The sequence below is a fragment of the Exiguobacterium sp. H66 genome (assembly GCF_018618705.1).
Taxonomy (GTDB): Bacteria; Bacillota; Bacilli; order Exiguobacteriales; family Exiguobacteriaceae; genus Exiguobacterium_A; species Exiguobacterium_A oxidotolerans.
Map to the genome: position 1 here is coordinate 113,397 of NZ_JACSMQ010000008.1, position 23,062 is coordinate 136,458.

25 protein-coding genes are annotated in these 23,062 nt (G+C 49.1%); 10 read left to right on the forward strand and 15 right to left on the reverse strand.

The genetic code is table 11. From position 1 onward, the window contains the following. Window positions 1–5 precede the first annotated feature (5 nt). Both kynA and kynB read left to right on the forward strand, forming a co-directional pair. Complete coding sequence (kynA, locus tag KNP88_RS13000; protein WP_214802771.1) at window positions 6–845, forward strand: tryptophan 2,3-dioxygenase; 840 nt, start codon at window positions 6–8, stop codon at window positions 843–845. Window positions 846–858: 13 nt separating this feature from the next. Further along, entirely contained in the window at window positions 859–1,482 is a 624-nt protein-coding gene (gene kynB, locus KNP88_RS13005; RefSeq protein ID WP_214894105.1) for an arylformamidase, read from the forward strand. Between the two features lie 260 nt (window positions 1,483–1,742). Here kynB and KNP88_RS13010 read toward each other — a convergent pair whose 3' ends face one another. Beyond that, window positions 1,743–2,390, reverse strand: a complete 648-nt coding sequence (locus KNP88_RS13010; protein WP_214894107.1) for a cyclase — start codon at window positions 2,388–2,390, stop codon at window positions 1,743–1,745. Window positions 2,391–2,540: 150 nt separating this feature from the next. On the opposite strand from KNP88_RS13010, the gene KNP88_RS13015 reads away from it, so the two are divergent. Beyond that, on the forward strand, window positions 2,541–3,044 hold the full coding sequence (locus KNP88_RS13015; protein ID WP_214894109.1) for a hypothetical protein: 504 nt from the start codon (window positions 2,541–2,543) through the stop codon (window positions 3,042–3,044). Window positions 3,045–3,103: 59 nt separating this feature from the next. Here the strand turns inward: KNP88_RS13015 and cydC are convergent, their stop codons facing one another. Further along, on the reverse strand, window positions 3,104–4,819 hold the full coding sequence (gene cydC / locus KNP88_RS13020; RefSeq protein WP_214894111.1) for a thiol reductant ABC exporter subunit CydC: 1,716 nt from the start codon (window positions 4,817–4,819) through the stop codon (window positions 3,104–3,106). After that, window positions 4,816–6,546, reverse strand: coding sequence for a thiol reductant ABC exporter subunit CydD (gene cydD, locus KNP88_RS13025; RefSeq protein ID WP_214894113.1), 1,731 nt, complete (start codon window positions 6,544–6,546; stop codon window positions 4,816–4,818). The genes cydC and cydD overlap by 4 nt, the downstream gene beginning before the upstream one ends. A gap of 210 nt (window positions 6,547–6,756) precedes the next feature. Here cydD and KNP88_RS13030 point away from each other — a divergent pair, with 210 nt between their 5' ends. Together KNP88_RS13030 and KNP88_RS13035 are read left to right on the forward strand one after the other, a co-directional pair. Further along, a complete protein-coding gene (locus KNP88_RS13030) occupies window positions 6,757–7,239 on the forward strand; it encodes an Rrf2 family transcriptional regulator (RefSeq protein ID WP_214894115.1) in 483 nt (160 codons plus the stop codon). 529 nt (window positions 7,240–7,768) lie between these two features. After that, window positions 7,769–8,047: a nuclear transport factor 2 family protein gene (locus KNP88_RS13035; RefSeq protein ID WP_483297883.1), complete on the forward strand. Its 279-nt coding sequence runs from the start codon at window positions 7,769–7,771 to the stop codon at window positions 8,045–8,047. A 51-nt stretch (window positions 8,048–8,098) separates the two neighbouring features. Here KNP88_RS13035 and ypfJ read toward each other — a convergent pair whose 3' ends face one another. Then, window positions 8,099–8,944, reverse strand: coding sequence for a KPN_02809 family neutral zinc metallopeptidase (ypfJ, locus tag KNP88_RS13040; protein WP_214894117.1), 846 nt, complete (start codon window positions 8,942–8,944; stop codon window positions 8,099–8,101). A 209-nt stretch (window positions 8,945–9,153) separates the two neighbouring features. Here ypfJ and KNP88_RS13045 point away from each other — a divergent pair, with 209 nt between their 5' ends. From KNP88_RS13045 to KNP88_RS13055, 3 genes are all read left to right on the forward strand, one after another. Further along, complete coding sequence (locus tag KNP88_RS13045; RefSeq protein WP_214894119.1) at window positions 9,154–10,677, forward strand: methyl-accepting chemotaxis protein; 1,524 nt, start codon at window positions 9,154–9,156, stop codon at window positions 10,675–10,677. Window positions 10,678–10,953: 276 nt separating this feature from the next. Further along, window positions 10,954–12,069 carry a glycosyltransferase family 4 protein gene (locus KNP88_RS13050; RefSeq protein WP_214767635.1) on the forward strand — a complete coding sequence of 372 codons (1,116 nt, stop codon included), beginning with the start codon at window positions 10,954–10,956 and terminating at the stop codon, window positions 12,067–12,069. Window positions 12,070–12,220: 151 nt separating this feature from the next. After that, window positions 12,221–13,555 carry a sugar phosphate nucleotidyltransferase gene (locus KNP88_RS13055; RefSeq protein WP_214894121.1) on the forward strand — a complete coding sequence of 445 codons (1,335 nt, stop codon included), beginning with the start codon at window positions 12,221–12,223 and terminating at the stop codon, window positions 13,553–13,555. A gap of 130 nt (window positions 13,556–13,685) precedes the next feature. Here the strand turns inward: KNP88_RS13055 and KNP88_RS13060 are convergent, their stop codons facing one another. Further along, complete coding sequence (locus tag KNP88_RS13060; RefSeq protein WP_088836037.1) at window positions 13,686–14,321, reverse strand: peroxiredoxin-like family protein; 636 nt, start codon at window positions 14,319–14,321, stop codon at window positions 13,686–13,688. A 64-nt stretch (window positions 14,322–14,385) separates the two neighbouring features. Next, a complete protein-coding gene (locus KNP88_RS13065) occupies window positions 14,386–15,429 on the reverse strand; it encodes a YcjF family protein (RefSeq protein ID WP_214894123.1) in 1,044 nt (347 codons plus the stop codon). Between the two features lie 123 nt (window positions 15,430–15,552). Here KNP88_RS13065 and KNP88_RS13070 point away from each other — a divergent pair, with 123 nt between their 5' ends. Then, window positions 15,553–16,158, forward strand: a complete 606-nt coding sequence (locus KNP88_RS13070; protein WP_214894125.1) for a hypothetical protein — start codon at window positions 15,553–15,555, stop codon at window positions 16,156–16,158. Between the two features lie 149 nt (window positions 16,159–16,307). Here the strand turns inward: KNP88_RS13070 and KNP88_RS13075 are convergent, their stop codons facing one another. The 8 genes from KNP88_RS13075 to KNP88_RS13110 form a co-directional block, all read right to left on the reverse strand. Further along, complete coding sequence (locus KNP88_RS13075; RefSeq protein ID WP_088836034.1) at window positions 16,308–16,787, reverse strand: GNAT family N-acetyltransferase; 480 nt, start codon at window positions 16,785–16,787, stop codon at window positions 16,308–16,310. Window positions 16,788–16,849: 62 nt separating this feature from the next. Next, window positions 16,850–17,551 (reverse strand): YjjG family noncanonical pyrimidine nucleotidase, encoded by a 702-nt coding sequence (locus KNP88_RS13080; protein ID WP_214894127.1) that lies wholly within the window; start codon window positions 17,549–17,551, stop codon window positions 16,850–16,852. A 3-nt stretch (window positions 17,552–17,554) separates the two neighbouring features. After that, window positions 17,555–18,025, reverse strand: coding sequence for a DMT family transporter (locus KNP88_RS13085; protein WP_214894129.1), 471 nt, complete (start codon window positions 18,023–18,025; stop codon window positions 17,555–17,557). 12 nt (window positions 18,026–18,037) lie between these two features. Next, the gene (locus KNP88_RS13090) at window positions 18,038–18,706 is read right to left on the reverse strand and encodes a Crp/Fnr family transcriptional regulator (protein ID WP_214811475.1); all 669 of its coding nucleotides are present in this window, start codon (window positions 18,704–18,706) and stop codon (window positions 18,038–18,040) included. A gap of 12 nt (window positions 18,707–18,718) precedes the next feature. Next, window positions 18,719–19,144: a DMT family transporter gene (locus KNP88_RS13095; protein WP_214802732.1), complete on the reverse strand. Its 426-nt coding sequence runs from the start codon at window positions 19,142–19,144 to the stop codon at window positions 18,719–18,721. A gap of 143 nt (window positions 19,145–19,287) precedes the next feature. After that, entirely contained in the window at window positions 19,288–19,626 is a 339-nt protein-coding gene (locus tag KNP88_RS13100; protein WP_214805641.1) for a zinc ribbon domain-containing protein YjdM, read from the reverse strand. A 137-nt stretch (window positions 19,627–19,763) separates the two neighbouring features. Further along, window positions 19,764–20,615 (reverse strand): PPK2 family polyphosphate kinase, encoded by an 852-nt coding sequence (locus tag KNP88_RS13105; protein WP_214846073.1) that lies wholly within the window; start codon window positions 20,613–20,615, stop codon window positions 19,764–19,766. Between the two features lie 77 nt (window positions 20,616–20,692). Then, window positions 20,693–21,550, reverse strand: a complete 858-nt coding sequence (locus tag KNP88_RS13110) for an SDR family oxidoreductase (protein WP_214894131.1) — start codon at window positions 21,548–21,550, stop codon at window positions 20,693–20,695. A 126-nt stretch (window positions 21,551–21,676) separates the two neighbouring features. Between KNP88_RS13110 and KNP88_RS13115 the strand changes: the two genes are divergently transcribed. Further along, window positions 21,677–22,006, forward strand: a complete 330-nt coding sequence (locus KNP88_RS13115; RefSeq protein WP_214894132.1) for a winged helix-turn-helix transcriptional regulator — start codon at window positions 21,677–21,679, stop codon at window positions 22,004–22,006. A gap of 38 nt (window positions 22,007–22,044) precedes the next feature. Here the strand turns inward: KNP88_RS13115 and KNP88_RS13120 are convergent, their stop codons facing one another. Beyond that, complete coding sequence (locus KNP88_RS13120; protein WP_214894133.1) at window positions 22,045–23,037, reverse strand: NAD(P)/FAD-dependent oxidoreductase; 993 nt, start codon at window positions 23,035–23,037, stop codon at window positions 22,045–22,047. Window positions 23,038–23,062 lie beyond the last annotated feature (25 nt).

A 23,062-nucleotide genomic window follows, 5' to 3' on the forward strand; every position in this document is an offset into this window, starting at 1 on the left:
TTGGAATGGAACAGACCGGTCACAATGGAATCGAGTCGACGATTCAAACGGATTTCAAGAAAGACATGTCGTACGGGGATTATTTACAGCTTGATCCACTACTCAGCAGCCAACACCGCTTATCGGATCATCATGATGAAATGCTGTTCATCATCATCCACCAGACAAGCGAGCTTTGGATGAAGTTGATTTTGCATGAGATGACGGCTGCGACAAAGGCAATTGCGGACGATCAGCTTGAACGTTCATTCAAGATGCTCGCCCGTGTCTCAAAGATTCAGCAACAATTGATTCAGTCCTGGTCCGTCCTCTCGACGTTGACACCGGCAGAGTACCTCGAGTTCCGGGATTCCCTCGGGCACTCGTCCGGTTTCCAGTCCTATCAAAACCGGCAAATCGAATTTGCACTCGGCTTTAAAAACGCGCAGATGCTGCGTGTTTACGAACATGAAACAGAATTATTCGCCCAGCTGAACACTGATTTAAAAACACCCAGCATCTACGATGAGACCGTCCGCGCGATGGCACGACGCGGTCTCGCGATTGATTCTGCAATCCTTGAACGCGATGTCACACAGGACTGGGAAGCTGACGCAAGTGTCGAAGCAGCCTGGGGGGAAATTTACCGTGACGTCGCACAATACTGGGACCTGTACGAACTCGGTGAGAAGTTACTCGATATCGGCAGCCAACAACAAATGTGGCGCTTTAATCACATGAGTACGGTCGAACGGATCATCGGACAAAAACCGGGTACGGGCGGCTCGTCCGGCGTCAGTTATCTCCGGCGTGTCCTTGACCACCGGTTCTTCCCGGAACTCTGGTCCGTCCGTACAAAATTATGAGGGGGAATTCCTGATGAACCGCTGGATTGATGTTTCACAACCGCTGTCCTCGTCCGTGACGACATGGCCGGGAGATACGAAGTTCGACTATACGATCAGTTGGAGTAAGGCTGACACAGGATCCGTCAACGTCGGTAAGGTCACGATGAGCTTACATACCGGCACACATATCGATGCGCCGTTCCACTTTGACGATGCAGGCAAAAAAGTCATCGAACTCGACCCCGATCTATATATTGGTCATGCACGGGTTATCTACTTACCCGGTCGGACAGAACTCGTCGCAAGTGACCTCGACGGATTCGATTTGACCGATGTCCGCCGTCTCATCATCAAGACGGACGGCTGGGTCGATAAATCGGTTTTCCCTGAGTCGATTCCCGTCCTGACGCCCAGTCTCGCCGAGCGACTCGGTGCTCTTGGCGTCGAGCTGATCGGTCTCGATCTTCCGTCCGTCGATGCGATCGACAGTAAGGAAATGGCTGCCCACCATGCACTTGCGACACATGGTGTGCATATTTTAGAAGGACTTGTCCTCGATAAAATTGCACCTGGGGACTATCACCTGAACGCGGTCCCGCTCCCGCTCGTCGATGGTGACGGCAGTCCGGTCCGTGCGTTATTACGTCCGTATTGAACAGAAAAAAGAACGTTCTCGTTTTTTCGAGGACGTTCTTTTTTGACTGTAATGAAGTAACTTTCGGACAAACGTTTCACTTTTCGTGACTCCTACGGGGAAAAGCGCACGATTTTTGCGCTGTCAGAGGCAGGCAAGACCCTGCTACTTGGTTCGTTAGAACCAGGTAGCAACGGCTTGCGCCTCGCCCGAGGAAAGCACGAGAAGGAAGACACGTTTGTCAGTCACTCACTTCGCCTAGAAACGATAGACAACACCGTTCAACGAATTACCGTCACGGGAAAGAGTGTTTCTTCAATCCGTTTCGTCACATGCGCAACCGTCGAAAGCGACTGATCGACTTGAAAACCGATATCTAACGAATGATTCGCTCCAGGAATCAGCTCGACCGTTAAGTGACTGGCCCGGCACCGTTCGAGTGCCGACGTTTCATAAAAACGGTCCGTATCACCGATGACGAGTAATCCCCGTTGCCGGCTTGCCGCAATTCCTTCCGCGATGAAAGGTACGGTCAAAAGCGGCGTCAGTAAAATGACTGTCGCTTCCGAAAAAACCGGTCGTTGCATTAACGTGACGAGCGGACCCGTTCCAAGGGATTTCGCGATGAACTGGTGCGTCAGATAGGTTTTTTCTTGTAAGACTTTCGCGATGACGGCCTCGATCCGGCGAAGGATTTCGTCGTCCGCTTCCTCGTCCGGCAACGCATAGATGTCGTCCGACATATAGTGAATCTCAATGATATTGACATCATGATTCAGCAACATCATTCGACTATAGTAAAAGTATGGATGGTTGTAGACATAACTTGCACCTGACAACAAAAAACAGACCTGTGATGACTCGGAATAATAATGCGTATATGAAACCAGCTGCTCCCCGACCGCGATTGTTTCGTGACGGATATCCATTGAACTCCCCCTTTTTAATTTTCCTTACTTTACCATCGATACATTATAAGGTCCATTAAAATTCCATTTCCATTCTGTAGGAAAACGGTCACCTGGCACTGACGATTCTTTTGTACACTGAATCCATCACATATCCTCTGGAGGTGCAGAATGGATTCAAAACGAAATGATGGGGTGATTGCTGTCGGTCTCCTGTGCGTCGAAGCCGGTCTTTTTGGTTTCGGTCATGCGATGTCCGTTTCACCTGAAGTCAGTTCCGGTAACGGCAATCCGGCCATTTTATTGGCAATGCTGTTAATCTTCTTATTCGTCACCAGCGTCCGTTCCGTCATCCGTTTCCTGCACCGTCTTCAAGTCCGTCCACCCGGATTGACGATTTTGCTGCTGCTCAGCGGGAGTTCCGTACTGTTCGGTTCAATCTATCAAATCCATCACTACCGGACGTACCGGGCTGACTTGATTGATCACTTGATGCACCGAGAAGGGATGACACATGATTTAGAATACATTCGCTCGATCACATCCGTCTTCGACATCCATATGAATGATCAGATTTTTAATGGCGCGACTTTTTTTATCTTTACTTGTGCCATCCTCCTCGTCAGCAGTTCGTTCCTGCTCCTCCATCACTGGTGGCTCAACGTACCCCGTTAAACCAGACGAAAAAACAGGATCCGCTGGCGCCGTTCGTGGCACAAGTGGATCCTGTTTGTTTAACGTGCGATTTGATCCGGCGTAAAGACGGATTGTTCGACTTGTTTTAATGCGTAGAAGGCACCTTGTCGGTTCATCAACTCATCATATGTTCCGACTTCGATGACTTGTCCCTGTTCCATGACGACGATTTGATCCATCTGTTCAAGACCCGCGAGACGATGGCTGACGAGTAACACGGTTGCGTCTGTCGCACGTGCGAACAGTTGACGTAAAATCATCTGTTCCGTCAAGGCATCGACGGACGATGTCGGTTCATCCAGCAAGTAGAGCGGTGCTTCGCGTAAGAAAATCCGAGCAATCGCGAGGCGTTGTTTTTCGCCTCCCGATAGATTTTCCCCTTTCTCGAGCACCTTGTCAGCCAGACTAAACGTCAAATCAACCTGCCGCAACGCCAATTCCATCGCTTCATCCGTCGCTTCCTCATTTGCGAGCTGCAAGTTTTCACGAATCGTTCCGTAAAAGAAATGATTCTGTTGCAGGACGACATTCGTTTGTCGCCACAAGGCTTCCGGATCGATTTCCGCTCCGCGGACACCAGCAATCGTGATTCCGTCTACCGGATACATCCGGAGCAACAGTTGGAGCAAGGTCGATTTTCCGGAGCCACTCGCGCCGACGATCGCCGTCTTTGAGCCACGAGGGAATGTCACGCTGACGTTACGGAGGACGGGCCGGACTTCACCCGGAAATGAAAACGTGACGTCCGTTGCCGTAAGCGTCGGGGCAGCGTCCAGTTCAAACGGAGGATATGTCGGCATGACTTCGTCCGTTACGACGTCATCGAGCCGCCGTGCAGCATGGCGGCTATCTTCGAAGAAGCCGGGTAAAATCGCCATCGGTGCCGCATTTTCGAATACCGTCAGTGATGTCATGACGAGCAACGCAAGGAACACACCATCGAGTTGACCATCCGCGACGAGGTAAGCGCCCAGTCCGAGGACGAGCCATGAGATGACTAATGTCGCCAGTGTATTGAGCGCCAGGTTCGAGACGGCATGTAGTCCGTTTCGCCGTTCTTCTGCAACATAGCGGGCTGCGACTTCGTTCAGTTCCGTCTCTTTGTTCCCGAGTTGCTGATAGATTTTTAAGTCACGGTAGCCTTGGAACAACTCTGTCACTTCCGTCGAGAGTTCCCCGCGCCGCGCGCGAACGGTCCGTGCGAAACGCTGTTCCCGGTAAGCGAACCAGCCCGGGATGATGAATCCCGTCAAGAGCAGTCCGAACACGAGGACGAGCGCGACGCTGAGTGAGAAGAAGCTGACAAAAAAGATCGTACACAGAAAGACGAGGACGAGAATGATCGGCGGATAGACGACACGTAAAAACGTGTTCTGCAGACTCTCGACATCGCCGACGATCCGCGCGAGCAAGTCACCGCTCCGGTACTTCGCGAAGATGCCCGGCGCAATCGGTTCGAGTCGTTTGTAAAACGTCGTCCGTAAATCACTCAAAATCGTAAACGTTGCCCGGTGCGAGTAATAACGCTCCGCATACCGACTGACGGCACGCGTCAGGCTTGATATTTTTTGTAAGGCAATCAGTACAGCGAGTGTTTGAATCGGTGGCAACAGTGCCGCCTTCGAAATCAGGAAGCCGCTTGCTGCAAACAGACCCACCGCCGTGACGCCGGCAAGAACACCAAAGACAATCGAGAGGACGATATCCCGTTTCTGGTGCAGCATCAATCGAAAAATACCCATCAATTCCTTCATCGTGTTTCCTCCCCTCGTTGGACGGCACGCATCCGTGCGTATTCCGAATCCCGTGCGAGTAACGCCTCATGTGTGCCTTGGTCGACGATCCGGCCAGCCTCTAAAATGACGATGTTGTCCGACTGTTCGATCGTATGCAGACGGTGTGCGACCGTGATGACGGTCGCCGTCCGTCCGAGTTCCTGGATTGCCTGCTGTAACAGGTGTTCCGTCTTAACGTCGAGTCCCGTCGTCGGTTCATCGAACAGGATGACGTTCGGCCGTTTCAAGAAGGCACGGGCGAGTGCGACCCGTTGTTTTTCGCCACCCGATAGACTGCGCCCCCCTTCACCGATTCCGGTGTCGAGCCCGTCCGGTAAACTCGCAATCAGTTCCCCGAGTCCTGCGGCAGCCGCCGCACGCTCGATGTCTGTCCGCGTCGCCTCCCGTAATTCACCAATGGCGATGTTGTCGGCGAGTGTCCCCGCATACAGGTAAGGATGCTGCGAGATATAGCTGAGCTGTCCGAACCAGCTCGTTTCCGTGATTTGTGCGCGTGGCTGACCATTCAGGAGCACTTCGCCGTTCTTTGGATCGGCCAGTCCCGCGAGTAACTGCAGGACGGTCGACTTCCCGGCACCACTTCGTCCGATCAAGGCGACTTTTTGGTACGGTTCGATGCGCAGCGTGACGTCGGTCAGTGCAAACCGCTCGTCCTGATACGTAAAGTCCACGTCTTTCAGTTCAATCCGCGGTGGTGTCGCGGACTTTAATTCAACCGTTCCGAACGTTACGCCCCGGTCGTCTTGCGTCAGTTCAGACGCAATCTGTTTCGCCGCCGCAACACTGCCCCGTCCGGTATGGAACGCTGCCCCCATCTCTTTTAAGGCCAAATAATACTCCGGTGCAAGCACGAGCATCAAGAAGGCTGGAACAAAGGTGATGCTTTGGAAGAGAATCAACCGGAGACTGACCTCAAGGGCAATCATCCCCATGCTGAGCATCGAGATGAACTCCAGCATCAACGACGACAAGAAGGCAAGCTTCAGCACGGTCAAGGTCGCATCGCGGAAGTCGAGACTGCTCCGTTCGATGACGTCCTGCTGTGCTTTCGCGCGACCAAACAACTTTAACGTCGTGATGCCTTGCAGCGTATCGAGGAAGGTTCCGGAGAACGCCGTCATCTTCTCGAGCTGCGTATCGGCACGCTTTTGTGTCATGATTCCGATGACGATGTAGAACAAGGGAATGAATGGTGCCGTGATCATCATGACGAGTCCCGTAATCCAGTCATAACTGAATGCTGCGATCAGCACCATCAAGGGAACGATCGACGTCTGGATGACTTTCGGCAAGTATTGGCTGTAATAGCTGTCCATCTCATCGACTGCGTCAAGCAATACACTGACCTTTTGTCCCGACTGTCCTTGCGACATCACTTCGACGGAACTCGTCGTATATTTCGCGACGAGCGCCTGACGAATGTCTTGTTTGACACGTGCCGCGAGAACCGTCCCGAGCCGCCCGTTCCAATACGTAACAGCGACCCGTAACATCAGCATGAGCAGTAAGACACCGAGTAGCGGAACGATTGCCGCAAAGGCGTCCCCTTGAAGAAAAATGCGGTCGACGATGATGACGATCAAGTACGATTGACCGATGACCGCAATCCCCATCAGGACAGCCGCCAGCATCAATTGCAACATGATCGTACGTGGAATCGAGATGATTCCTTTAAGTGGATTCATATAAAAACGCCCCTTCACAAATTGTGAACGACTTTTAGTGAATATTTTCACATATCGTACATTCAGTATACCGAATTCTTCGTTTAGTTGCCATGAGAATGCCGCTCCAAAGGTGTGACGGTTTTGTGAGAAGCGTTTTACTCGACAAAATTGCTGACGTTCATTATTATAGATAATAATTATCCACGTTATACAGAAAGGACGAATACCATGCAAATGAAGACCGGAGTCGAACAATCCGTCTACGCGATGCTGTTACTGACCTTTTTGCCGGAGAAAGGACTTTTACCCGGTGAGTTCATCAGTCAGCAGCTCGGCGCGTCACCGACGTACTTTCAAAAACTATTACGTAAACTCGTCAGTGCTAACCTCCTTCTGTCTGTCCCGGGGGTCAAAGGCGGTTTCCGACTGAATCAACCTTCCGATCGGATTCGTATCTTTGACGTCTACGAAGCCATCGAAGGAAAACAATCTCTTTATGCTTCAAGTGGTGTCTTTGAGGACTTGATGGGCATCAAAGAACAGAACGTCCGCCTCTTATCGAACTTGATGACGGAAGCGGAAGACGCTTGGCAATCGACCTTAAAGCGTGAAACGATCGGGTCGCTCCGACAGGAAATCGACCGGAACTGTCCCCCTGACCACTTAACGACATTGCAAGCCTTGATTGAACAACAAATGATTCGCAACTAAAAGGAGACTTACGCGTGACTACACTTGACCGCTACTTTGATTTATCAAAATCAGGCGAGAATACGCCCACCTCTAAGCGTCTCAGGGCGAAGCCCAGCGCAGGTGGGAGATGAATCGCCTTCGGGCAAAACGTGTCTTGAGACACGTCAATTGCACGACATTCTTGGTTTAAAAACACTCAAAATCAGGAATAAAATCAATGTCATGTTCTTTGAAAACTGAAGATATAGGGTTGTGACAGGGAGTTCGTCTGTCACGTAAAATCTTCAACGTTCACCTTGCGGATGACCGAAGTAGCGAAAACCAAGCGAAGTAGGCAACCGCGCAAAAGAAACTGACAAGATTAACTCTCAACCGTCGGGACGACGGGGTTAGCCTGATAAAGTTTCGACCGATAGGTCGGATAACTCAGGAATCTTCCACCTCTTAGCGTAGCGTAGGTGGAGGTAGTTCAATTGACGCTTCCCGGACCGATGAACAGGCTTTTAGTGACCTCTCTTCCCTCTTTTCGGACGACATCACGTTCGTCCTGAATGGACAGGAGCAACATGGCATCGACGCCTGGAAAAAATTCGTCCGCCTGGTCTTCACTGCCAACCAGGACATCAAGCACATGTATGAAGCCTGGCTCCCGTCAGCAGATGGCGATACATTCGAGACACGCTGGGCAGTCTGTGGCAAGCGGGCTGACGGAACGGTCTTCACACAAGACGGAACGGATATCGCCCGCCTTGATGCAGACGGAAAAATCGTCTACCTCGCCAATGTGCCGGATGATGCGAAGATGTTTAACAATTACAACGACTAACCCAAAGAGACCGTTCCCCACTCGGAACGGTCTCTTTTTGAAGTCATCCGCTTATAAGTTTGCTGCTTCGAACGTGTCGCCGCCTTCAATCGTTCCGTTATCAAAACCTTTTTGGAACCAGCTTTTCCGTTGTTTCGATGTCCCGTGCGTAAAGCTTTCCGGCACGACGTATCCTTGACCTTTTTTCTGAAGTGTATCGTCACCGACGGCATTTGCAGCACCAAGCGCTTCTTCAAGGTCGCCTTCTTCCAACAAGTTCTCCCCTTGCGCGTGATGTGCCCACACGCCGGCATAATAATCTGCCTGCAGTTCGAACCGGACGAGGTATTTATTGAATTTCTCTTCGCTCATCTTTTGACGGAGCGGCATGATCTCGTCTGACGTCCCGAGTAACGTCTGGACGTGATGACCGACTTCGTGGGCAATGACGTAAGCCATCGCAAAGTCGCCAGGCGCCCCGTACTTAGTTTGTAATTCATCATAAAAACTTAAATCAATGTATAATTTCTGATCACCCGGACAATAAAAAGGACCGACTGATTTTCCGGCTTGTCCACACGCAGAACTGACTTGATCGGTATAAAGGACGAGTGTCGGTTCTTTGTAGGTCATCCCGTCTTGTTTGAATTCCTTCGTCCAGACTCGTTCCGTATCGGCGAGCACGACCGACACAAAGTCGGCAGCTTCTTTTTCTTTCGCTGTTTCTTGATAGCCTGAGTTCGTACCGCTCTCTGAACCGGATAAATCCCCAAGCAAATCAGCCGGATTTCCACCCATCAACGTCACGACGATCAAGATGATGATGCCGAGTCCACCCCCAATTCCGGCGACTCCTTTCCCGCTCATCCCCCGGCGGTCTTCTACGTTTGAGCTTCGTTCTCTTCCCTTCCACTTCATGCGTCTTCCTCCTACTAATTTCGATGTTTTTTATATACCCGTTCCGGCATTTATTCATGCTACGTTCTTTTAGAAAAATAATGGATGTGCAGCTAACTTTTTTTCCAGTCAACAAACACATGCGTGCAACCGATAGTCTTGATACCCCTACAAAAACAGAACTTTGTCTTTGTTTTAGTTTCAACTAGAAATCGGAGGAATTTTATTTTATGAAACGTCATCAACTCATGCTCAGCATCACGTCTCTTATCGTCGTTTTATCTTTAATCGTCCATGGACTCCACCGCTTCACAACGTTTGGAGAAGGCTACTCCCTTTTACAGGGAAAAGGACCAGCCGCGTCGTTCGCTACGTTGACGGTCGTCGCGCTGATTCCTGTCTTTTTTCTCTTCGCAGCTGTTATCCTGTACCGGCTTAATTCCCAAAGCAAACAGGTCGCCATCCTCTTGACACTGACGCTGACATTCGCAAGCATGTCAATCATCGCCGGTGGAGAGGGTCTCGTCGAATATCACTTCTCGATTTTCATGGTCCTGGCATTGATTGCCTATTTCCGGCGAATCGATTTAATTTTAATCAGCACGGTATTATTTGCGATTCAGCACTTTGCCGGATTCTTTTTTGCACCGACGCTACTGTGCGGAGCGACCGGGTATCCGTTTAGTTTGTTGCTGATTCATGCTGTGTTCTTAGTTTTAACGAGCAGTGCCCTGATCATTCAAGTATTCGTTCAAAATCGTGAACGTCACGCGGCGCACGCAAGGGAAACGGAAGCAAACACGTTAATCACGAACGTCAGTCAACAAATCGAAGCACTGGTCGGTCATTTAAAAACGAATACGACACACTTGAAGCAAGCTGCTGCAAACTCAGTTGTCGTCACAGATCAGATTGCTGCTGCCATCGAACCGATCGTCGACTCTGCCGACGGTCAATATCAATCGATGCAACATGGAACGAATCAGTTACAGCAAGTCAATCAAGCAATCGCGACGATTCAAACACAGATGGCGACGACGGCAGACACAGCCGTCCACATGACAGCCACCGCACGTGAAGGAAATGAAGAGATGCAGTCGATGGAACGCCGGGTCGAAGCAATGGTCGAAGCGACGAACCGCTTAAACGATTCCGTCAAGACGATGACAGGACGCTCCGATCAAATCCAGACGATTCTCGCGAGTCTTGAAGCAATTGCCGGGCAAACGAACTTACTTGCACTCAATGCAGCGATTGAAGCTGCGCGCGCCGGTGAAGCGGGACGCGGCTTCGCCGTCGTTGCGACCGAAGTCGGGCATCTCGCCGTCCAGTCACGAAGCTATGCCAATGAAGTGACGGAAGTGTTAGAGGCTCTTGTCGAAGACACAAACCAAATCAAGGCAACGGCCCGAGCGTATGCCGAGACGTTGACGGAAAACCGTCAGATGACGAAACGCGTCGGTCAGACCTTCGCTGATATTACAGGAATGATTCAAGATGTCGAACAGCATATTCGCTCGATTCAAACAGCACGCCAAGGTGTCGGTACGCAAATGCTTGAAATCGGTGAACGCATGGATACGACACGTGTCGCCTCGCTCGAGGTACGGCGCGGGATCGAATCTACAGCTGCAGGACTCGAAGAACAGGCTGGTGTCCAACACGAATTTGAAACGATGACCGATTCACTCAATCAAATGACCGATTCGCTCGAACAACTCGTCGATAAATTAACGAATCATGTTAAATCCTAAAAAGCAGGTCCCTTCGTTAACCGGGACCTGCTTTTTAAAATTAAATGAAACCCTTCTAGGAATCTGCGATCCCTACCTCGAATAACTAATTAAGACTGACTGTATTAAAGAAAAATCCCTGATAGTATACTGCAGAGTCTTGCGGTGAGAAAATGGACTTCAGATGACGTTGTCAGCTCTCACCTCCCTTTAAATAGCGAGGCGGTAGCTTACTCGCCCTTTCAACAGAGACCCTCTTTTTGAATGGACCTACTACACGTATGGGAGGACATGATAATGAAACCACACCTCTTATTTTTGTCTTGGCGTGATATTAAACATCCGAAAGCAGGCAGTGCTGAAGTTTTCATTCACGAAGTATTGAAACGGGTTGCCGAAGATTATCGCCTTACCCACATCTCACCTGGCTTTGATGGTGGTCACGACGTTGAATTTCTTGATGGTGTCACCTATATCCGACGCGGAACAAACGCAACGGTCCTTCTGTATGCTTTTCACTATTACCAGATACATGCATCGACAATTGATCTCGTTGTCGATCAAGTCAATACCCATCACTTTTTCACTCCGCTTTATGTACCACGAGAAAAACGTGCCCTATTCATTTATCGACTAACACGTGAAATTTGGAAGATCAACGTCAACCAACCGTATGCCTGGTTAGGAGAACGGACGGAAACGCCCCGCCTCCGCCTCTACCGGAACGATTTGGCGGTGACTGTCAGCAAATCGACCACTGACGATTTAATCGATGTCGGATTCGCTCCAAAACGAATTACGATTTTACCGGCAGGAATCAATTTCACCCCATGGCCAGAGATAGACTGGAAAAATAAAGAAGAAAAACCGACTTTTCTTTACATTGGTCGTATGTCCGCCTATAAAGGAATCAACGATGCGATTAAAGCGTTCGTCATATTCAAACAGGAGTTTCCGGAAGCCCGTTTTTGGGTGATTGGTGAAAAAGATGAGACCTACATTGAAGAGCAACTAAATCCTCTTCTTCCGGAAGAAATGCGTCAAGATATTACCTATTTCGGCTTCGTCAGTCATGAAGAGAAACTTGAGCGAATGAGCCGGGCGACCGCTTTATTATTTCCATCAAAGCGCGAAGGCTGGGGGTTGGCAGTCAGTGAAGCTGCTGCTGTCGGGACGCCATCCATCGTCTATCATGCTCCCGGTCTTCAAGATGCTGTACAGTATGGATTAGCTGGATATATGACAACGCTCCAGACTCCAGGCGCATTAGCCATTGAAATGCGATCATGCATTCGGGATACAGAACAGTATGATACGATTCGTTACGCCTCTTACCTTTTCGCAAAAACACGTCACTGGGACTATACCGGATCCCGTTTTCGGGAATGGATACAGAAAACGTTGACTCGGTGATTAATGGTTTCTTAAAAGACCATTAGTCTATAAGTAAATTATGTGTTTTCCACTTTTCAACTCAGAACATGTCTCAATTGTCCAAAGAAATAGGAACTATTATTCATTTGCATAAATACAGTTAACCGTTTCATTGAAAGGATGGATTGGCATGTACATTTTATTATTGTCTGGCGGGTCCGGAAAAAGATTATGGCCCCTTTCAAATGACTTAAACTCAAAACAATTTTTACGCATTTTAGAAGACCCGTCCGGGAAAAAACAATCCATGATTGAACGTGTTTTTCTCCAACTTCAAGAAATCAAGTTAGCTGAACGCACTCTGATTTCAACAACCAAATCACAGCTCGATGCTATCGAGCATCAATTAGGTCCAGATGTCGCCGTTATTTGTGAACCTTCGCGTCGTGATACGTTTCCTGCCATCATGCTTGCAACAAGTTACTTGGCTGAAAACATTGATTCGACAGAGACAATTGTCATCATGCCCGTCGATTCTTATGTAGATATGTCCTTCTTCGAGAGGTTTAGTTTACTCGATACGGCTGTCCAATCCCATCCTGACGCGTTGCATTTAATGGGTGTCGAACCACTTCATCCAACCTCAAAGTATGGTTACATTATTCCAGAAACAGCCAATCAGATGGCACGGGTAAAGAAGTTTCAAGAAAAGCCGACAATCATCTTAGCAGAACAATTAATTAAAGAAAATGCACTTTGGAGTTGCGGTGTCTTTGCTTGCCAACTCGATTTTCTTATTAAACAATTGTTTGCTCAAAACGTTCCTACTACTTACTGTGATCTACTCCGCTCTTACGACTCTCTTGAAAAAACATCTTTTGACTATGCGGTTGTTGAAAAAACGGAACTGATTTACGTACATCGGTATGAAGGTCCGTGGAAAGATCTCGGAACCTGGAATACGTTAACGGAGGAAATGCCGAGTGTTCTTCATGGAAATGCTCATCTTCTGAAATCAACAAATACACATATTGTAAACGAACTTCAAATTCCAGTGCTCGGAATTGGATTGGATGATTTAATAGTTTCCGTTAGTCCTGACGGTGTCTTGGTTTCTTCTAAAGAAGAAACGACCCATTTAAAAGAATATCTCGTCCACCAAGACCGACCTCCACAATTTGAATGGAAACGCTGGGGCTATGCGACAATTTTGCATCAACAATTACTTGAAGATGGACGATATGCAATTACACGACGCTTGCACATTAAAGCAAATCATCAAATCAGTCATCACTATCATGAACATACCGCCTCAACCTGGAGCATTCTTAAAGGAAGAGCGGAAGCAATCATTGATGGTAAACATCAGACGCTTGAAGCACCATCGGTTGTCCACATCCCCCAAGGCGTCTCACATACATTAAGAACGGTAAATGACTTAATTATGATTGAAATCAAACACTCCGTCGATTGGACAGAAGAAGACAACTATCCATTTCCAACCTCATTTCCCACTCAAGATTAATTCGTTTTTTATACTGTAGTTCTTTTTAAAATAATTCCGTCGCATACATCAAACAGCAGTCCTTCGTCTTATGAACGAAGGACTGCTGTTTACGAATAGAAAAATAAAGGAGTTGATCATTTATAACATTTTAAAGTTTTGAGATGATCGTTAACGGATCAACACGTTGCGTGTAGTCAGACGGAACGTCAGCAAACGAAATTTCACCTGACGGCTGAATGATGAACGTTGCTGGTTTCGGTAGCTGCCAGTCTTCATTCCCGTTATGTCCGGCGACGTCCAGCCCTGATTCTTTGTACACTTCAACTAAATAGTCCGGCATCTCGAAGACGAGATCAAATTGACCCGCGACGACATTATCGACGTCACTGAGGACGGCGAACTCTAAGTCATTTTTTTCTTGCGTCGAGAGTGAATGATCCGGTGTCTCAGGACTGATCGCGACGAGTGTCGCTCCTTTTTCCTGAATCTTCGCCAGTTCACGTTGGTACGCACGGAGCTCTAAGTTACAGTACGGGCACCAGCCGCCACGATAAAACGTGACGATGACGGGACCTTGTTCAAGTAAATCTGCTAAAGCGACGGATGTCCCTGCCGCGTTCGGTAACGTAAAGCGCGGCGCCTCGTCACCGACAGCTAATCCTTTTGCTCCGTTTGATGCTGCGAGTTCTTCTGTTGCTTGCGTCATCAGCTTCTGCTTTTCAGCCGGTGCTTTTTGACGGAACTGTTCTTGATACGCTTGAATTTCTTCTAATAATGTAGACATGACAATCCCTCCCTGTTGTTTTTCATAGCATAACAGGGTGTCTGACAAAAGACTGAAATTTTGCTCACTCCGATTTTTTTCGGAATCGTTTCACAAATCCTATCAGACTTTCCGGTGTCAGTTCGAGTTTGTTCTCGTACGCATATTTTGTTCCGTAACCAAGTGCGAGCGTCGCCGTCGAGGCGATACCCGCTCCGAATACAGCCCCGTACCCGGGCACCATCTTCGCCAGTTGGCGAAAAGCCGTTTTTCCTGAATTGCCGACGATTGTCACGACAAGTAACTCTTTCGCACTTTCTTTCGATAAGTTCCGTTCATATAAGTTCGACAGCTTCAGCATCAAACCGATTTGAATCGATGTCAACGGAATGATGTCCGCGCCCGGGAACGGGACCGCTCCGATTGCACCAGCCGCCGTCCCGGCCCCGACAATCCAGTTGTTAGCGATTTTCCCCCGTAACGAAGGATCGATTTCGCGGACAAACAGATTATCCTTGTCGAACTTTTTTAGGATATCGAGGACCTCACGCCGCAAGCGGTCGATATTCGTCCCATCCTTCGCTGATACAGGGACAAGGGTCGGTCCCGGTAACTTCGTTTCGATGTGCCGGGTGACGGTCTCTAAGTCGTTCGTCGCATCAATCTTCGTCACGACGATGATGATGTTTTTATTATGGGCATAAATCTTATTGAAATTTTTTGTTTCCGTCTCCGATAAGACGGTCCCCGCTGCATTCAAGAAATACAAAATAACATCCGCACTTTCGTAAAACTGCCACGTCGTATCTGAATTCAAGCTGTTCGCGTCATTGAGTCCCGGCGTATCGACGAAGATGACTTTATCTTCCGGGTGCTGCCGAATCTGATCGATGCGTGTCGTTTCACCCGGTTGCGCTCCGACCGTCGCGACGTCACGCCCAAGAATCGCATTTAATGTCGACGATTTACCGGCATTGACGTCGCCAATCAGGGCGACGGTCACTTCTTGATTAAGCGACTGGTTAAAGTCGCGCCGTTCTGCTTCAAACGATTGGTCAAATACTTCCTCAAGCTTTGATTTCCGTTTCTGTTCATTCGTCTCAAGTCCCTCACCAAAAAAGTCGTCCATCGTTACCCCTCCTGAAAATATGTGCTGTCAGTCTTTTCCCGTTCTTCATTGAAATCATCCAAGGAAAACGATAAGCTTGATGATGGATAATGTTTCCAACACACGAAGGAAGGGGCTTCTTCTATGAAAAACTGGATGTACATATCACTTGCCGCCCTTATCTTGACAGGGTGCAGCCAAAACCACAATCAAATCAAATCCGCTACGAAAAAAGTACCTGTCACCCAGGCCACTTCTACCTTCACACTCTCCCCCCTACCCGTTACAGAAGGGGAAGAAAAATTTGCCACATTTGCCAACCAACAGATTGGCGCCGTTCAGCTAAAAGGAACATTAAAGGCGACCCACTGGCTAAAAGGTGTCGAATATCTCCCGGACAAACAAGAACGGGTACTGTTCTCGATGGAACTTGAACCGAAAAAGTACGATACCACGATCCGGTTTTCCCAGTCTTTCTCGGATGATCTGATTCAATTCGGGATTGATGTCGGTGATACGGTACTCTTCGGTGACGATACGTTTACGCATCTTGATGATTACATCGTTCGCGGTGCCGACTTCCGCTCAAAAACGGCTACGGCGACCCCTTATAATCTTTTGATGGTCTATCATCTGTCAAAAAATAAAGAAATGCGCGGGTTTAATTTAAATGAGGTCACGCGTCCCGCTGACGTACCACTCAAAAAAGGAGAGCGGATTTTCGGAATCGTATTATCCAATCAGAAGTAAAGCAGAACCCGTCCCGCACTTCTAGTTCAGACGGGTTTTTCCTTGTCCTTTCATGTCGTTCTGAAACGAATAATACAACAAAGAGTGGCAGACTCAATCGCTGCCACTCTTTGTTGTATAGAAACTGACTTTTGCGTCAGCCCTATTTTTTAAATTTCACTTCTCCGCTCGAGTAACACGGTATCCCGCCAGACACCAGCCAACTGTCCGATTCGTTCCCGACGACCGACTTCCCGGAAACCGAACCGTTGATGGAGTTTGAGGCTGGCGATGTTTTCCGGAAAGATTTGTGAATGCAACGTCCAGATGCCTGCTGCTTCACTCGACGTAATGACCGCCTGCATCAATACCGTCCCGACTCCTTTTCCCCGTGCGTCTTCATCGATATACAAACTGACTTCGGCAACACCGGCATAGGCCGGAATCGACGAAAATGGACTGATGGCGATCCATCCGAGCATTTTCCCGTCTTTTTCCACCACAATCCGGCTGTGTATGTGGTGATGGGCATCCCAGTAGTCAAACGACGGTACTTCCGTTCGGAACGTCGCATTTTGTGTCTCGATTCCTTGCTGGTAAATCCGACCGACTTCCGGATAATCTGCTGCGGTCATCGCTCGTAGATTCATGACAACCTGCTCCTTTTCTAGTCTTTTATCGCTTCGCGTCAAACGATCTTGACATATTTTCGTTATCGAACTCGTTCCGTCGTCCGCAACACATCAAGCAACTGTTCGAGCCGTTCGATGGTGTAGGTCGGTGTCAACTCACTCGGAGCCGTTTCCTGACCCGGGTTAAACCAACACGTATCAATTCCGGCCGAAATGCCGCCTTGGATATCTGCAGTCAAGGAGTCGCCGATGAGCAGTGTTTGCTCCGGACGGAATTCCGGAATCCGGTCGAACACATACGTAAAGAAAGCACGCATCGGTTTTTGATAGCCCGTGTCTTCGGAAACAAAAATCTGATCGAAGTACGGCAACAGTCCTGAACCAGCGAGCCGTGCATGTTGTGTCCGCGAGACACCGTTCGTCACGACGTAGAGTTGGTAATGTCCTTTTAACTGCCCGAGTAATTCGTGTGCTCCGTCAATCAAATCCGTTCCCTGACCGAGATACGTCCGGTAGCGCTCATCCATCTGTTTCCCGTCGACCACCCATCCCTGCTCTGCAAAAAACGTCACGAAACGTTCCGAGATGACTACGTCTCGCGTCACTTCCCCCCGTTCGAGAGCTGCCCATAAGCCTTTGTTAATAGACCGGTACCGGGTTTCACGTTCTTCCGTCCATTCGAGCTGTTCGTCCACGAATAGTTTTCGTAGCGCCCAGCGTTCCGTTGCGTCAAAATCAAGTAAAGTATGATCGATATCAAAGAGTAATGTTGTATAGTTCATCCGTCATGCTCCTTTTCGTAAGATCCGTTTTTCTGTCAGCTTCCCGCCGAGTTGGAACAAAAGCACCCCGCCGCCAATCAAGAGAACGCCGACTGCCTTCGTCCATGTGAAGGCGACCTGTTCGAGACCGAACCATCCGAGCGTGTCCCAGAGCAGGGCAAAGAGGATTTGTGAGACCATGACGATCGAGATGGCGTAGCTCGGTCCGAGTTGCTGGACGCCTTGCGTCACAGACAGGACGACGCCGACTCCGATGATGCCGCTGAACCAAAACCACGGCTGCATGCCGGCCAGTGAAAAAAGTGCCGTCCCTTCAACGAGCAATCCAATCGTCAACGAAGCGAGAAAGCCGAGTCCAAGGACTAACGTCGTCGTTGCCCAGGCTCCGACCCGTTCTTTGACTTTGGCGTTAAAGGTGTTTTGCATACAGACGAGCATCCCGCCAAATAAGGCGAGTAAAATCCCAAGTGTCATCGTGCTTGCCTCCTATTCATAAATACTTTCCCCGACACGCTCCATTAAACCCGCGCGGTCGATAATCTCAATCGTCCGTTTCGTCCGGTCAATTAATCCATCCCGGCTGAACTGGAGCAATACCCGGTTCAGGTGCCGGTAGCTCGTCCCGATCAAATCCGCTGCATCGACTAAATCCGTGACCGGCAGAGTTTGTTTTTCCGGTGTCATCGACAACAGATAACTCGCGAGCCGGACTTCGACCGGATATAACAGGTTGAAGCTCATCGAGTGCGATTTCAGTTCGAACTTCATCGTAATCGTCTCGAGCAAAAAACGTAAGAACGCCGGATTATCCGTTCCGACCTGTTCAAGTGCCGCGTAACTGATCCGAAAGACTTGGACCGGCGTTACAGCCTCGACCGTGTTCATCAAGGGGATACGGCGGACATATTCGATATCGCCGACCAAATCGAACGGATGCTTGAAGGAAAGAACGAGCCGTCGTCCTGCCGCTGACATATGCGTGATCTTCAACTTTCCTTCGACGAGCAAATACAGCTGTTTCGCGTCATCGCCCTGCTGGCACAAGTATTCGCCCGGTTCGACCTCGACACGTTCGAGATGACGGCGTAAGCGCTCGTCAAAGACATGCGTCAATTGAAAACGGTCCAAGTATGTCGCAAGTCGCTCATCCTCCACGCGAATCCCTCCTTATAGTTTCAAGATTAAGACACCGCCGACCATCAACAAAATTCCGATGACTTGCGGCAGCTGCAACCGACGTTTCATCATTCCGAACCAACCGTTCCAGTCAATCAAAAGGGCCAGACCGAGCTGGGCGATCAAAAAGAGTGAAATCGTCAATGTCACACCCATCAAATGCACGGCTGTGATATTACTGAACAAAACAGCCGCCGCCAGTGCGCCTCCTGATAGATAAAGCGGCTTGACGTGACGCATCTCTTGAAACGTTCGGTCGCGTAAGGCGAATGTGATCAATAAAGCGACGATGAAGCCTGTCATTTGGGTCACGGTCGCCGCTTGCCAGGTCCCGATGCCATCACTGATTCGGGCATTGGCGACACTTTGGAGCGTCAGAAAAAAACCGCCGCTGATTGCAAAAAGGATGCCTCGCATCTGTATCGCCTTCCTTTCGTTATCTTCTTTCATCCTATCCTAAAACGACGGTGGATGATTGATAAAGGACATTTGTCCTGAACATAAATTCATTCGTCGAAAACACAAAACCGCCATGTCGACTTGACTGGCGGTTTTGTACATCAGATTTTTTTAACGAACTCGGATTTCAGCTTCATTGCGCCGAGTCCATCAATCTTGCAATCGATGTCGTGATCTCCCTCGACGAGACGAATCCCTTTGACACGGGTTCCTTGTTTGACGACAAGCGATGTGCCTTTGACCTTCAAGTCTTTGATGACCGTAATCGTGTCGCCGTCATGCAATTCGTTTCCGTTCGCGTCACGGATGACCGCCGTCTCTTCCGTCACGTCCGCTTCCGCCTGCGTCCATTCATGGGCACATTCCGGGCAGACGAACAAATTCCCATCTTCATATGTATAGCTCGATCCACAGTTCGGACAGTTTGGATATTCAGTCATATGTGATTCCTCCAAGTCTTTCATTGTTTCTTCCTTATTTAGTATAACGTGTCTGACAAAAACGAAGATAATAAATTAAAACAATGCTTAGACAACCTCTAAAAAACCGTTCATCGTCTGACGATGAACGGTTTTGATTATTCATTTTCCAGCTTTTTGATTGCTTCATCTAGTTTTTCTTGATCCTCGTCCGACACTTCAGGAAACTGCGGATCGATATCGCGTAAAACGTCGTTCATGACTTCCGTCACGATGTAGCGGGCAAACCAGTCATCGTCCGCAGGGAGGATGTGCCACGGTGCATATTCCGTCGATGTATGGGACAGGAGGTCCGCGAATACGTTTTGATACTCATCCCAATGTTCCCGCTCCTCAACGTCACTGAACGAAAACTCGAAGTTCTTTTTCGGGTCTTTCATCCGTTCGAGCAACCGTTCCTTTTGTTTGTCCTTCGAAACATTGAAGAGAAACTTGACGACACGGACGCCGTTCTCGACCAGGTACTGCTCGAAGTCATTGATTTGCCGGTACCGCATCTGCCAAACGTCTTGATCGTTCGGGAGTTCTTCCTCCTCAAGCAGGTTATGAATACGCGGTGCGATGACATCTTCATAATACGAGCGATTTAAAATGCCGACTTCTCCTTTGGCCGGCAACCCGTCATGAATCCGCCATAGAAAATCGTGTTTTTGTTCTTCTTCTGACGGTTTCTTGACCGAGATCGTCTTTAAGCCTTGGGCATTCAGGTTTGAAAAGATATAGCTGATCGCTTCATCTTTCCCACCAGCATCAATCGCCTGCAGGACGACTAAAATACCTTGTTTTTCTTCTGCATGAAGCCGCCAATGTAGCTCTTTCAATTCCTCGACGCTATCTGGAATGTATGTCTTAAGTAATTGTTCTTCAGAAATCCGGTCCGGATCAGACGTTTGGTAATCAGCTAAACTGACGTTCGCATCCGGAGCGACTCGATATTTTTTGATGTCCATTTGAATCCTCCTCTAACTTTCGCTCACTCTCAAAAGAATACCCTGAGAAGGACTTCGGAAAACCCGTTCAAATGAACTTATCTTTTAATCAATCGTTCTAATGCATCGTTGATTACGACAGGTGGGCGACCGAGAATTTGTGCAAAGTCCTGACTTTCAACAGCAAGCGTATCGTTTGCGATCCCTTCTTGAATCGAGACAAGCATCGGGATGAGGAAGTCCGGGAGACCCGCTTGTTTCATGATATCAGCATACGTTGCTACATCCACTTGTTGAACAGTGACAGGTCGAGCAAGAACCGCTCCGAGTGCCTCGGCGATTTCTGTTTGTGTCAACAATGGACCCGACAGTTCATAGATAGCTTGTTTTGGAGCATCTGTTGTCAAAACAGTAGCGATTGCTTCTGCATAGTCGTCCTGCAACGCCCAACCGACTTTTCCGTCACCCGCTGCTGTCAGCCAGTCTGCCCCGTTACGTACAGCGTCAATCGTCGCCTGCTCGTTTTCAAGATACCAGTTGTTCCGGAAGAAAATATAAGGGATACCTGTCTGTTCAATCAATCGTTCTGTTACCTGGTGCGTCCGTGCCAAGAAATTTTGACTTGCTTGTGCATTGGCAATACTCGTGTAGGCGATCAGGCCGACGCCTGCAGCCTGTGCTGCCTCGATTGCTACCGTGTGTTGCCGGATCCGTGTAGCTTCTTCCCCATCCGTTGAAATGATCAACAAACGATCAATCCCTGCAAAGGTCGTTGCTAACGTATTTGGCACATCAAAATCTCCATGACGGACTTCGACACCACGTTCTTTGAGATTCGCTGCTTTTTCGACATTTCGGACACTGACGACAAGGTCGTCCGCACTGATCCGCCCTAACAGATGATCGACAATCTTAGTTCCTAGTTTTCCAGTTGCTCCTGTAATCAATAGCTTCATGGGTATTCGCTCCTTTTTCTATCAAATGCCTATCCTGTACCTAATCTTATTACAGGTGGTACACTAATCCTAGTAGGCACCTTTTAGATACTTGGTCACCTAAACAGAACCATTGGAGGACACTAAATGAATCTTACCGAACAGCGGACGGCTTGTCCGGTCACTCGTGTGCAAACCATCATTTCTGGTAAATGGAAAATCCTCATCCTGTGGCATCTCAAACAAGGAACACAACGGTTTGGTGCCTTACAACGTCTGCTGCCCGGGATTTCTAAGGGCATCTTAACGCGTCAACTACGCGAACTTGAGCAGGACGGCATGTTGCTTCGAAAAGTCTACCGGGAAGTCCCGATAAAGGTCGAATACTCATTGACCGACACGGGACTTAGTTTTTTGCCGATTTTAGATGCAATGGCTGCTTGGAGCATGTCGCACATTTCAGAATCTGATCAATAATAAAGGAGCATGCCATGTCGCATACTCCTGCTTTTACTTCATTTCGTCAGAACGTGTTGCTTAAAATGCGCATCGATTGTCGCTGCGACCCGCAGACCGGATATGACGGCACTCTCAACCCGTGTCCGTCCCGAGGCATCATCCGCTTCAAGGAAGGCATCCCCGGCAAGCCACAGCGGATGGTGATTCAGTTTTAGAAACGGCGTGTGGAAGACATCGCGTGCCTGGGCGTAACGCCATCGTTTTAACTGACGGGAAACGAGTTCGACGGGACCGAGTTGTGCTTGAAGGAGCCGTTCGATTTCAGCAAGCGTGACTGCCTCTCCTTTTTCATACCAGGCTTCACTCCACTCACCCGTCATGTAGACACTCAGTAACGGCGTCGCCGAGATTTCTTTTTCTGCGTTGTTGACGAGCTTCAGCATCCCGGGGACAAGTCCATCGTCCGCCAGACCGACCTGTCCAATTTCGAGCGGTTCTTTCAGTTCAAACAGGCCGACGAATGTCGGTTCGAACGTGACGCGGCCTAACGCTGTATGATCGGCTGCGTCCAGCGTCAGTCGGGACGCTTGCAGTAAGTCATAGGCTTGCGGGACCGGTGCTGTCACCAGCATCGCGTCATAGACCCGTGTCTGGCTCGCTGAAATCGTCCGCATCGAAACCGTGTCCGCTTCAATCCGTCCGACCTGTTCATTCAAGTGGACGGGAATATCACGTGCAATCGACTGAACGAGTTGATTCATCCCGTTAATCGCGATATACCGCGGAAAATCATCACCGAACCATTTCCGGATCAATCCGCGTTCGAGCCATTCATCGACTTCCTGCGCCAGTTCATCCGTCCGGACGGTGAAAAAGACAGCTCCGTGGTCCGCCTTTCCCTGATCGATTCGTCGTGTCGCCATGCGTCCCCCGACACTTTGGCTTTTTTCGATGATCTCGACCTCGTATCCTTCGACTTGTAATTGACGGGCAGCGAACGTCCCCGCAAGTCCACCGCCGATAATTCCGATTCGTTTTGGTTGTTCCATCTGATATCTCCCCCTCTACTTGCTT